This window comes from Sphingomonas sp. ATCC 31555 (genome assembly GCF_000282895.1).
Taxonomy (GTDB): Bacteria; Pseudomonadota; Alphaproteobacteria; order Sphingomonadales; family Sphingomonadaceae; genus Sphingomonas.
In genome coordinates this window covers 1-12872 of sequence record NZ_ALBQ01000024.1, presented here as the reverse complement: position 1 = coordinate 12872, position 12872 = coordinate 1, and the positions used below count along the sequence as shown (strand labels likewise).

General features: G+C 63.9%; 7 protein-coding genes. All 7 read right to left on the bottom strand.

Annotation, left to right across the window (positions count from 1 at the left end):
* Nucleotides 1–111 precede the first annotated feature (111 nt).
* Nucleotides 112–2844, bottom strand: coding sequence for a TonB-dependent receptor (locus tag B215_RS0112540; protein ID WP_026009215.1), 2733 nt, complete (start codon nucleotides 2842–2844; stop codon nucleotides 112–114).
* Between the two features lie 30 nt (nucleotides 2845–2874).
* Nucleotides 2875–3873, bottom strand: a complete 999-nt coding sequence (locus tag B215_RS0112535) for a N(4)-(beta-N-acetylglucosaminyl)-L-asparaginase (protein WP_019369996.1) — start codon at nucleotides 3871–3873, stop codon at nucleotides 2875–2877.
* Nucleotides 3874–4126: 253 nt separating this feature from the next.
* Entirely contained in the window at nucleotides 4127–6046 is a 1920-nt protein-coding gene (locus tag B215_RS0112530; RefSeq protein WP_019369995.1) for an alpha-L-fucosidase, read from the bottom strand.
* A complete protein-coding gene (locus B215_RS0112525) occupies nucleotides 6043–8244 on the bottom strand; it encodes a hypothetical protein (RefSeq protein WP_019369994.1) in 2202 nt (733 codons plus the stop codon). Before B215_RS0112525 ends, B215_RS0112530 begins: the two co-directional genes overlap by 4 nt.
* Complete coding sequence (locus B215_RS0112520) at nucleotides 8244–10568, bottom strand: GH92 family glycosyl hydrolase (protein WP_019369993.1); 2325 nt, start codon at nucleotides 10566–10568, stop codon at nucleotides 8244–8246. Before B215_RS0112520 ends, B215_RS0112525 begins: the two co-directional genes overlap by 1 nt.
* Nucleotides 10568–11995: a glycoside hydrolase family 125 protein gene (locus B215_RS0112515; RefSeq protein WP_019369992.1), complete on the bottom strand. Its 1428-nt coding sequence runs from the start codon at nucleotides 11993–11995 to the stop codon at nucleotides 10568–10570. The genes B215_RS0112520 and B215_RS0112515 overlap by 1 nt, the downstream gene beginning before the upstream one ends.
* Nucleotides 11992–12872: glycoside hydrolase family 3 C-terminal domain-containing protein (locus tag B215_RS0112510; protein ID WP_019369991.1), on the bottom strand; the 881-nt coding region annotated here is incomplete at its 5' end. The genes B215_RS0112510 and B215_RS0112515, both read right to left, overlap by 4 nt.

Sequence of the window (12872 nt, the reverse complement as noted above, 5' to 3'; positions counted from 1 at the left end):
AGTTCCTGCGGATATGATCCAGATTGATCGGAAAACGCTCTAAGCAAAAAGCGCCTGCCCAGGGGACCGGGCAGGCGCAGTAGGTGCAGAAACGTGCAGTATCGATGACGGTTACATGCGGACGGTCGCCGTAATCGCGAAGACGCGGCCGTTCTTGTAGATCGAGGTCGGCGCGTCCGGTGTTGAGCTGTACTGGTAATAGGTTTCGTCCAGCAGGTTGGATGCCGACGCCGTCAGCGAGATCATTTCGTTGACAGCGTACGAGATCTGCGCGTCCACCTGACGATATGCGTCGGTATAGTCCTGGGACTGCTGGCGGCCGAAGCGGTAGAAGTACTTCGAACGCCGGTTGTAGCTGACGCGTGCCTGGAACGGTCCCTTTTCGAAGTAGGGCGAGATGGTCACGGTGTCGCGCGACAGATACGGCAGGCCTGTCGATGCCTGGGTATCGGCGTCCGCGAAGGTGTAGTTCGCCTGGATGCCGAAGCCCCAGATCAGGTTCGTGTTGCCCGAGATTGAGAACCCCGTGACCGAGGCCTTGCCGCCGTTGATGGGACGGCTGATCGAGTAGCGAAGTGTCTGACCGGTCACGGTGTTGGTGAAGGGCACGCCCTGGCCGTCGGGGCCGTCATCCACTTCGTTGCCGACATAGTTGGAGATGTCGCGATAGAAGATCTCACCCGCCAGGAAACTGCCGGGAGCGAAATACCATTCGGTCGAGAAGCCAAAATTGGTTGCCGCATAAGGCTTCAGGTCCGGATTGCCGCCGCTGCCGGAACGCGTCGTATCGTCGAGCGAGATTGAGCCGGCAAGGTCGCTGTACCGCGGCCGGGCGATGACCTTGGCAGCCGAGCCGCGGATAACGACGTCCTCGCCCGCCTGATAGATAAGGTTGAACGCCGGCAGGAAGCGGTTGTCGTCAGTCGTCACGCGCGTGAGGGCGAAGGTGCCGCCGCTCTGGACGTAGAAGTTCGATTGATCCCGGGTGCTTACGAAACGGCCGCCCAGGTTGCCGCGGAACTTGCCGAACTCGAAGTTCGCCTGAACATAGCCAGCGGCGATCCGTTCCTTGACCAGCCAGTAATCGCCCTGGGACAGGCCACGATCGATCGAGAAGTTGCCGTACTTCTTCAGGGCGGCGATGATCGCGTCACGATCAAGGCCGACATAAGGGACGCCATTGCCCGACGTGCCCAAGCCAGACCACAGGCTGCCATCCCGTAGCGTGGGGTTCAGGTCCGCGACCGTGAAGTTCTGATTGGTGTAGATGGCGTTACTGTACGTGGTGTTGCTGTTGGTATGGTCAGCGTAGCGGGCGCCAAACAGCAATTCCGTCACCGGACCCCAGTTCACCGCGCGCTTGACGTTGAACTCGCCGAAGGCCTCCTTGTCGAGCGTGAAGCCCGACTGCGTCGGAATTCCACCGATTTGGCGGCCGAAGAAGGTGCGGCCGTCGGGCGCGCGGATGGTCTCACCGCCATTTGCCGTGAAATTACTCAGCCACTTCGAACCGTCGCTCGCCGCACTTTGCCAGTTCACGATGGTATCGCGGCCGTTGGCGCCGGCCGTAAACCCCTGCTGGGTACGGAAATCGAGCAGATACTCGGGATTCTTGCCGCCTGATGCGCGCGTATAGCCGAGATTGCCGGTGACTTCCCATTCGCCGGGCTTCCAGTCGATCAACATGGCGTAGGAGTCATTCTTGACCCGCGTCCGGCGATAGAGCGTGTCGAGTTGCCCCGTGGAGCCGGTGCCGCTGGTGATGCCCGAGAAGGTTGCCGAATTGACTACACCAGGGCTGCCGTCTGTCCCGGGAACATAAGTTGCCGCGGTCATGCGCGAGCCTTCGAATCCGTAAGTATACATGGAGTTCGAAACATTGTCATAGTTGCCGCGGATGATCATTGCCGTGCCGGTAACGGTCAGGTTGTCGACTGGCTTGATCTGAATTGCGCCGTTAAAGCCGATGCGTTCACGCTCCTGGCGGAAATATTCGCGTGCAAGGAACGATGCATAGCGCGCATTGCTGAACGCGGTGCGCTCCGCTGCGGTCAGCGCTGAGATTGCCTTGCCGTTCACGGTCGCTGTGGTTGGCGCGTTTTCGAGAAGCGCGGCACCCGTCCGGTACCAATAGGATGCAACACCAGCGCGGCTGACCTGTTCCTTGTCGTAATTCGCACCGAGGAGGATGCCGATCGTACCCGCATCATTGTGCCAGCTATAGAGCCCGGCGCCGCGTGCGCTGCCCACCTTGCCGCGATCATTATATTCGTAGCCGCCGGTGAAAGTGAGCGTATGCGGCTTCAGATCCAGAGGCTTGCGCGTGACGACATCAACGCTGGCACCGATTGCGCCTTCCTGCAGCCGTGCTTCCGGCGTCTTGTAGACGATCGCCTGGCTGATGATTGCGGGCGACAGCAGCGAATAGTTGAAGGTGCGGCTCGAACGGTCGGTCGGGTTGCCGCCCCAATCGGCCGAGGCGATCGAGTGGCCATCGATGGTCAGGCGGTTGAGCGCGGGTTCCACGCCGGCAATGGAGAGCTGTTCGCCCTCACCGAACTGACGGTCCACGGTGACGCCGGGCAGTCGTGCCAGCGAGTCCGCGACGTTATTATCGGGGAATTTACCGACGTCTTCGGCGCTGATCACGTCGACGATGGAATTGGCTTCGCGCTTGGCGCGGATCGAGTCCTGGATGCTCTTGCGGATGCCGGTAACGACGATTTCGCTGTCATCGCTCGCAGCGGGAGCAGCACTTTGCGCGGCAGCGGGCGCCGCATAGAGCGTGGTAACTGCCAACGCGATGAGCGCTGTAGACCCTCGAAACGTTTGCATCGTCTTCATCATAGATTCTCCCTCTCACTCCCCGAAAAATCAGTTTTTGACGGGCTTCAGCAGGCTTTCTGCTGCGACGACCCTGGTTGCCCCTCCAAGATCGGTCACGGCGTAGGTGAAGCCTGGCTGCAGCGCATAGGCACCGACCCGCCCGTGGCGGTCGATCGCAAGAAAGGCGACCTGTGCATCCTTCACGGCGTCGCCGCGCAGCTTCGCGATATGAAGAACGGCTTCGCGGCAAGCGGCCATCGGATGCATGCCGGCGCGCATCGACGAGACCACACGGGCGGATCCCGCAATTCGGGTGACTTCTTCGCCCACGCCGGTTGCCGTTGCGGCGCCGACGTCCGGCTCCACCATCAAGCCGCAACCGGCCTGGGGCGAGTCGCCGAGCCGGCCGCGCAGCTTGAACGCCATGCCGGACGTGGTGCAGGCACCCGCCAGCCGGCCAGTGGCGTCACAGGCAACGATGCCGATCGTGTCGTGGTCCAGCGCAGAACCGCGCTGATTTTCAATGTTGGCTACAGGCTTGTACTTCGCGGTCTTCAGCCACTCGCGCCAGGCCGCCTCCGCCTCGGGCGTCAGCAGGCGCGTTTGGGAAAAGCCTTGATCGAGCGCGAACTGGCGCGCGCCTTCACCAACGAGGAAGGTATGCGGTGTCTTTTCCATCACGCGGCGCGCGACGGAAATTGGGTGGAGGATGTCCTCCAACGCAGCGACCGCGCCGACATTGCCGCGATCGTCCATGATGATCGCATCCAGCGTGACATGCCCGTCGCGGTCCGGATAGCCGCCCAGGCCGACAGAATGGTTCTCCGCGTCGGCTTCCGGCACCCAGGCGCCTGCTTCCACCGCGTCGAGCAGCGAACCGCTCTTCTTCCACTGAGCATAGGCGGCGGCGTTAGCGGCCGCGCCAAAGTCCCAGGTGGAAACGATCAGCGCTCGCGGCGCTTCAGCACGTGCAAAGGCAGATCCTGCTGGCACGGCGGCCGCACCGACCAGCCCCAATTTCATCGCTTCGCGTCGACCCATCGCCATCGCTGCATCCCCACTCGGCGCGCTCGCGCCGTTCTCCCTCGTGAAAGCGGACCGTCATATCTCTGTCGCCGCTTGGAAGAGATGTTGTCACAGGTCTTGGCGGTATACAATACCAAATAGGGAAACTGGTTTTATATATGGCAGCAGGTGGTCTCGTTTTAGGATCGTTTCCTGGCGATTGTTGCTCAAACGCAACGCGCCGGATCGGTGGGACCAATCCGGCGCGATTACGTAAGCTGGAGATCAGCGCGACTCAGCGTGGAGCAATGAAGCCACCGATCTCCGCTATGGCCAGTTTCGGCTCCGGCACGGCGGTTTCGGTGAATCGCAGCCGCAGATATCGCACCGGCTTAACGTTCTCGAGCGGGATGCGTTGGGTGGATAGAGCATAGGCGATGTTGCTGAACTCGCCTGCGGCGGCGGCGGCCCAATCGATTCCATCTGCGCTGGTTTCCGCTTCGTAGCGCTTGGGCGGCGCAGCGTCGGTCATCACGTGGCGTGACGGAGTGAGGCTGAAGCCGGCGAGCGCAGTGGTGGTGCCGAGATCAATCGTCACTTCCACCGGTGCGCCAGCTTTGGGTGCAGGAGTCGTCCAGATGCTGCCGGGATCGCGATCAAGCAGCTTTTCGGCTCCGGGTGCGCCGGGCGATACGATCTTCCACGCACGGGTGTCGATTACGGTTGGGTCGGAGGAAACGATCGGCGCAACAGGCACCGGCGGTACCGCGTGGAACAGCGAGAATTCGCTGATTGCCGGACACACTGGCGCTTCCAGTATGCGAAGGCGCACCCGCCGGGGCGCGATCGGCTGGGGCAAGCGGATTACCCGTTGGGCCGAGATGCACTCCTTCTCGGCGATCTGCTGCCATTTCCCGTTGATTTCCGCGTCGACGGCAAAGCGCGTCACCCGCACGCCCAGCGGCAGATATTCGCGCAGGCGGATTACGTCAAAGCGCGTCCCCGGTTTCAGGTCCAGCGTCAGCGTGGGCGTGGTGGCACCGTCCGGCGTCGACCAATAGGTCTCACGATTGCCGTCTAGCACGCGCGCGGCCTCGAAACCTGGGCCGCGCACAGCGCTGGCCTGAGCGATGGCACCCTGGGCCAGATCGCGCGCAAAGGTTGCGCGGATCGCATCGCCATAGCTCTTCAGGATCTTCACGTCCTGGTCGGGAATGCGACCCCGCCGATCCGGCGGCAGGTTGAGGTTTAGATTGGTCCCACGACCAACGGATTCATCATACATCTGAATGAGTCGTTCAGGGCTCTTGACGCGCGAATCTTCGTCCGCATGGAAGAACCAGCCGGGGCGGATCGACACGTCGGTTTCTGCCGGCCACCATAGTGCGCCGCCGCGCACCCCCGAGTTGCCTTCGCGCTGAACATAGGGATGGTTAGGCATGGTGGGCCAGCAGGGGTCACCTGCCACGCCATCCTCATTGCCCACCCACCGGATGTCGGCACCCAGCGGATCGAAGGTGCAGGCATCGGGCTGCAGCTTGTGGACCAGCGCCACGATCGAGGGCCAGTTGTAATAGGCCGGTGCGTCGATCTTCCGCGTCTCGCGTGCGCCGCCATAATAGCCGTCGCCGCCATTGGCGCCGTCGAACCACACTTCGAAGAGCTTGCCATATTGGGTGCAGAGCTCAGTCAACTGGGCACGATAATAGGTGATGTAGCCAGGACGGCCATAGTCGGGATGGTTGCGGTCCCAAGGCGAAAGATAGACGCCGAACGGCAAACCGGCGCGCGCGCACGCATCGGACATTTCGCGGACGATATCGCCCTGGCCGTTCTTGTAAGGGCTGTTGCGGATGCAATGCTCGGTAAGCTTGGTTGGCCACAGGCAGAAGCCGTCATGATGCTTGCACACCAGGATCAGGCCTTTCAGCCCACCCGCCTTGGCAGCGGCAACGATTTGATCCGCGCTGAAGTCGGTAGGATTGAAGGTCTTGGGGCTTTCATCGCCATAGCCCCACTCCTTGTCGGTGAAGGTGTTCACCGAGAAATGAATGAAGGCATATTGCTCGCGCTGGTGCCACTTCCACTGTCGCGGGCTGGGGGTGGCGCCGAACGGCTTGGGTGCGGGCGTGCGGGTGGCAGCCGTGGTGGCCCGGGCAAGCGCCGGGGTGGCGAGTCCGGCGACGACGAGTGCACGTCGGGATAGATCGGTCATTTGCGTTCTCCGGCGAGAGGTTCGGGGATGAGCCAGGTCTCGGCGACCTGATGGCCACGGCCGCTGCCGCCCATGCCGGGGGGGCGCGTCCAGGCAAGATCGAGGGTGCCGCCGCGTGTTGCGGCATGTGGAATGGCCAATTCCACCGTCATCGGGTTGGTCGCACGATCCAGCGGCGGATGGAGTTCAATGCTGCCATTGGCGACAAGGCGCATCGGCAGCCAATAGTCCTCGCCTGCATAGGTGGCGACAAGACGGTAGCGCCGCTTGCGATCGAGCCCTGTATAGCGCAGCCGCAACGGTGCATCGTACAGGCTCTCGGCATAGCTGATCCAGGACATGCGCCATCCCTGGTTGGGGGTACGATCGGCAATGCCTTCGATCGCGCCTTGGAAGCGCAGCGGATCGGCTGCTGGGCTGCTGCCGCGCACCAGGTGCGGCGCGTTCCACGGATCGCCAAGATCGTCGTACAGCGCACCTTCGCGCGTGCGGGCATGATCGGCCAGCTGCGTGGGCGTGCGGGTGGCGAGTTGCCGCTCGATCCAGACGCGATCGTTCAGGTCGACATCGACGCGATCGAGATTGGCGCCGCGCTCGATATTGGATGCGCCGTACCGCTTTACGCTGAGCTGCAGCCTAGCACCCTGCCATAGCCGATCCGCCAGTGCGAACAGGCGGGCGCGCAGCGCCTGCACCGGCGCGGGATCGGGCTCTGCCAGCCGAGCGCGGGCTGTCGCGCCATCCACAGCGGACAGTGCGGCCGTCTCACGGGCACGTGCGGCGATCAGGCGGTGGCGAACGATTGCGTCATACACCGCGCGGTAGTGGAGCGCGTCCATGCGCCAATCCGCCCAGCTGGCAGGCTTAAGCCTGTCGATAAGCGCCAGCGTGGCATCGATGGTGGCGTTGGCCGCCGGATCGCCTTCCCAGTTGCGTTCGAGTGCCAAGATCGCCCGAGCCGCAGCCGGATCGCCGATAAAGGCTCGGCCATAGTCGGCGGCGAAGGCCGTGGGCGTCACCTGTGGGTCCCAGCCCAGACGGAACCAGTGAAACTGGTTCACATCGTCGTTTACCCCCTCGGAATAGGTGACGAAGCCGCTGCTGCCCGGATCGAGATGCCGGAACAGCGCCGCCATCGCTTGTGGGCGCGGGTTGATCGGCTCGCGGCCCTGGGTCAGCGCGAAGGCTGGGCTCCAGCGATCGACCGGCACCTGCGCGTGCATGGTGTGGGCGATATCCGGATAGAGCAGCAGCTGGTAGCCGTGGGGCAGGTGGCGGCGCTGGACGGCCACCGGGTCCCGTGTTTGGGGGCCGGCGAAAATGCCAGTCAGCCAGCCTGGGCGGCGGGCGAGTTGCGCATAAAAAGCATCCAGCCCCGCCGCGTCGAAGCCTTGGGTGGATATCCACACGCTTGCCGCCGGGTTGCGCGCCCGCAGTGCTGCCGCTTGCTCCGCAACCAGCGGAAACAGGTTGGCAGGTGCGGCATGGCCGGGGTCGCCGCCGGGAATGTAAAGCGCATCCACGATCGGCAGCTGGTTCAGCAGCGTGCGGAATCGCGCGACCTCCTCTGCACGCTCGGCGTGCGTCGCATAGTCGTGCAGGTTCGGATAATAGAGCGCGAAATCGATACCGAGCCGGTGCGCTATCTCGCCGATGCCGCGCAGGGTTTCCAGCGGGGGCGCAGGAAACAGCGGGCTGGTGGCGTCATCGTCCGAAATCGGCGCGATTACCTGCACGCCGCTGGCACCCCACAGCGCAAAATCCTCGATTCGGCGCCGGAACATCGCCAGGGTCCAGGCATCGTAGCTGTTATTTTTGGCGCGATAGCCGATCTGCGTGAGCCGCACCTGCCGGGCGGGGGCGCTCTGATAGCGCTGGGGCCGTGCGCCGGTGCGCAGATACCATCCAGCGCCATAGACCAGCCCGCGCGTGCCCCGCGCAGTGATGACCAGCGTGTCGCCGATCCGGCGGACCGCAAAGCCCTCGCGGGGCAGCGCCCGTGGCGCCGCCTTGCGCCACATCGCGCGCCTGTTTGCAGGTAGGGCGGCCTCCACCGACGGTAGCGGCGCGAGCAGCACCTGCGCACAGGGGGCCTGCTGCTCGGCCAGCCGCGTGCGCAGCAGATCGGCCGCCACCTTGCCGCCAGTACCGGCGGCGACGCAGGGCGCCGTCGTCAGAAGCGCAGCGGCGAGTAGCATCAGCCTGGCGTGCGGCCGTTCGACGGCGGTCGATCGGCAAGCGCGCGGCCGAAGGCAGGGTTGGGCTTATCCGACATGGTGAAACGCAGGGTGCCACCCTTCACCAGATCGGCGTGTGCGATCCAGCTCTTTCGCCATGGCTTGCCGTTCCAGTGAATGGCCGTGACATAGGGTGTGTCCGCCCGATTGCCCGGCGCCTCCACCACCAGCCGCTTGCCGGCGCCCACCTTCAGTTCGGCACGCTCGAACAGGGGCGAGCCGAAGACGTACACTGCCTCCACCGGATCGACTGGATAGAAGCCGAGCGACGAGAAGACGAACCAAGCGCTCATCTGGCCGCAATCGTCATTGCCGATGATGCCGTCTGGATCGTTCTTGTACATCTCCGTGCACAGCCGGCGAACCATTGCCTGCGTCTTCCACGGCGCGCCGGTATAGGCATAGAGATAGGGCGCGTGCTGGTCGGGTTCGTTGCCATGGGCATATTGCCCCACCAATCCCGAAATGTCGGGCGGGGCATTGGCGGGCAGCGTCGACGGCGCGGTGAACAGCGCGTCAAGCTTCGCCTCAAACTTCGCGTCGCCGCCCATGTGCTGGATCAATCCATAGACGTCATGCTGGTTGAGGAACGTCGCCTGCCAGCCATTGGCCTCGGTATAGTCGCGCCACCAGGGCTTGGGCATGTGGCCGAGCTGGATCGGATCATAGGGTGTCCACCAGCTGCCGTCGCTGAAGCGCGGGCGGGCGAACCCGATGCTGCCGTCGATCACATTGCGCCAATTGGCCGCGCGTTTTCGCAGTCGATCAGCGTCGGCCTTTTCGCCGATCGCTGCCGCGAGATGCGACGATGCCCAATCGTCATAGGCATATTCCTGGGTACGGCTGACGCTCTCAAACCATTTGTCCGCCGGAACATAGCCCATCCGGTCGTAGAGATCGCGACCCTTGCTGTTATCGAGATCCTTGGCAGTGAAATCGAAGCTGCGCCGTCGGATCGCCGGCCAGGCGGCGGCATAATCGGCCTTGATGCCCTTAGCCTGCGCCTCGGCGAGCGGCACGACGCCGTGCCAGCCGATCATCGTGCCAGTTTCTTTACCTTGCAGCGGCCAGACCAAGGGGCCGTAGGGTGACTGCGCGGTCTGGCGGATTATGTCATCGACAAGTGACTTGGTGCGATCCGCATCGATCAGGGTGAGCAGCGGGTGGAGTGCGCGATAGGTGTCCCACAGCGAGTAGGTACTGTAGGCTGCGCCGCCCTTCGGCACCGTGTGGATCTGCCCGTCCATGCCGAGATAGCGGCCGTCGACGTCTGAGAACAGCGTCGGAGCGAGCTGCGCATGGTAGAGCGAGGTGGCGAGGATGGTCCGCTGATCCTGCGTTCCGCCTTCGACGCGAACCGCGTCGAGCGCCGGTTGCCACCGGGCGGTGGCTTCGCGGCGAACAACATCGAAGTCCCAATGTCGCGCTTCGGTGACAAGGTTCTTGCGGGCGCCGGCGACATCAACGCCGGAAATGCCGCAACGCACGAGAATTGGCGCATTTCCCGCGTCCGAATAATGCAGAACCGCCTTGAGTCTCTGCCCGGTGACCTTGCGGCTGCCAGCGGGCTGTTCGGCGTCGTCATCGGCATAGAGCGTGATCCGATCGGGCTGGCGCGACAGCTGAAGCGCGAAGAAGATCTTGCGGCCCTTGGCCCAGCGGAAGACGTGTCTCCGACCGGTGATCGTGCCATCCTGCTCGATTTCGATCACCGCATCGCGGATCAGCGGCGGGCTGTCCGAGTTGTCGAGGATCAAGTGCGAAAGGTCCAGCAGCACATGACCTGGGCCAGCGGGAAAGGTGTAACGATGCCAGCCGGTGCGTTCGGTGACGGTGAGTTCCGCCTTCACGCCGTTGTTCAGCGCGACATGGTAATAGCCTGGCTCCGCGCGCTCATCGGTATAGCGCTGACGATAGCCCGTTTCGGGCTTTTCGCGCGTGCCGGGCTGCAGAACAACCTGCCCCCGACCCGGTACGACCAGCAGATCGAGCATGTCGCCGATGCCGGTACCCGACAAATGGGTATGCGAGAAACCGAGGATCGAGCCGTCGCTGTGATAATAGCCCGAGCAGGTCTCCCAGCGCTCTACGCCGGTATCGGGGCTCAGCTGGACCATGCCGAAAGGCAAGCTGGCGCCCGGATAGGTGTGGCCGGTGCCGTCGGTACCGATGAAAAGATTGGGCGCGGTTCGGCGCGGCGACTGGCCGAAGGCAAGGCGCGGGGCAGCGGCCGAAGCGGCGAGGCCAATGGCGCTGGTGGCAAGCAGGCGGCGGCGGGAGAGCATTACAGCGTTTCCTGAAGAAGCTTGGGTTGCACGGATGCGAGGTGGACGATCAGTTCGCCGAACAGGCCGTTGGCCCAGGCAAACCAATCACGGGTGAATTTGGATGGATCGTCCTGGTCCATCGCTTCATGGATGAAGCCGGTGTTGGCGTCGCTATTGCTAAGCATTCGCAGGATATTGCGAACGGTTTGCACATCGTGATCTTGGTTGAAGCCGCGCATGATTAACGACATGGGCCAGACTTGGCCCAGACCGACATGCGGTCCGCCAATACCTTCGACAGCCTTCCCGCGCGACCAATAGGGGTTGGCCTCGCTCCACGCCGCGGCGGCGGTACGCTGCCACAAAGGGTCGGCGCGATCGAAGCAGCGCAGATATGCGAGGCTGGAAAGCGAAGGAACGTTGGCGTCGTCCATGAACAAGGTGTTGCCGAAGCCGTCGACCTCATACGCGATGACTTCGCGGCCATCGCGTAGGCGCATCGTGCCATAGTCGCGAAGCGCTGCGGCGACCTCGTCGGCCAGCGCGGTAGCGTCGCTTGCCAGTGCCGCGTCCTGCCGTGCCGCCATCGCCAGCACCGCCAGTTCGCGCAATGTGGCGACGGCAAAGTGATTGGCGGGGATCAGGAAAGGGTAGACGCAGGCATCGTCGGACGGGCGAAAGCCCGAATGGATCAGGCCCACTGAACGGGTGGGCGCGCCATAGCCATCGAGCATCAGCGTTTCGGTCGGGCGTTCGCTGCCGCGTTGGAATCGATAGGGGCCGGGGCCGGATTTCCGCTGCTGCTCGCGGAAAGTGCGAACGATCGTGCGGGCGGAGTCCGCCCATCGCGCATCGAACGGCGTGGTGTCGCCGGTGGCCCTCCAGTAATCGTGCGCCAGGCGGATCGGATAGCAGAGGCTGTCGATCTCCCATTTCCGCTCGGCGACCCCCGGCTTCATCTCCGTCCTGTCGTGGAGCGCCCAGCCGAGCTTGGTCCGGGCGCTTGGATCTTCAAGAAATGCGTTGGCGTAGGGATCGAGCAGGATACACCGCGCCTGCCGCGCAATCAGGCCATGATAAAGGCGGCGGAGATCGGCATCTTCCCTCGCCAGATGCAGATAAGGCCGCACCTGGGCTGAGCTGTCGCGCAGCCACAGCGCATCTATATCGCCCGTGATGACGAAAGCGTCTGGCTTTCCGTCGACCGTGCCCATCTTTACCGTGGTGTCGAGCGTATTGGGGTAACAGTTCACGAACATCCAGCGCAGCTTGGGATCGGCGATCTGCTTGGAGACGCGCAGGATCTCGCGTTCCACGGCTTTGCTGACGAAGCGGCGGTCAGCAGGCGCGGGGCGCTTGCTGACGAAGACGGGTGCGGGTCGGGTGAAAGCGGGGGTGGCGGCGAGCGCCAGGCCGGAGCCGATCAGGGTACGGCGGTCGATCATTTCGGAAGTTCCTGTGCTTCGCCGGTTAGAGTGAAGTCTGCCCACTGGCCGGGGCCGTCGCCGGGCTGACCGCCGCCGATCCACAAGCGATAGGCGCCCGGCAGCACCCGGCGGGTGCCGTCCCGGGCCACGCTGCTGATGCTGCGCGGATCGAGGGCGAACGAAAGGCTCGTTGACTTGCCCGACGCGAGCGCCACACGATGGAAGCCGGCGAGCTGGCGTTGCAGGACCGGGGTGGTGAACCCGCCCTGCTTACCGGCATCTGGCGTCACGACATAGATCTGCGTGACTTCCTCCCCCGCGCGGCTGCCTGCGTTGGTGAGCTTCGCGGTGACCTGCACAGGCTGGCCCATACCGGCGGCTTTCACCGCCACGTTGTCATAGGCAAAGCGCGTGTAGCTAAGGCCGTGGCCAAAGCTCCAGAGCGGCTTGCCGGTGAAGTAACGATAGGTACGCTCCTTCATGCCGTAATCCACAAACGCGGGCAGATCGTCGACCGAGGCGTAGAAGGTGAGTGGCAGGCGGCCGGAGGGGTTGTTCTTGCCGGCCAGCGTCTCCGCGAGCGCGGTGCCACCTTCCTCACCCGGATACCAGGCCTCGAGGATCGCATCGGCCAGCGTCGGGTCCACCGCGACCGCGCTGCCGCTGGTGAGCACGAGTACCAGCGGCTTGCCGGTCTTGCGGAGCGCCTTGAGCAGGTCGAGCTGCGGCCGGGGCAAGGCGATGTCCGTACGGTCGCCACCCACAAAGCCGGGGATGGATACGCTGAGCGCCTCGCCCTCGAGATCGGGCGACAGGCCGAGTACGGCAACGATCGTGTCGGCGTTCTTTGCGACGTCAAGCGCCTGCGCGAGCATCGGCTCGGCGGGCGGGCGGC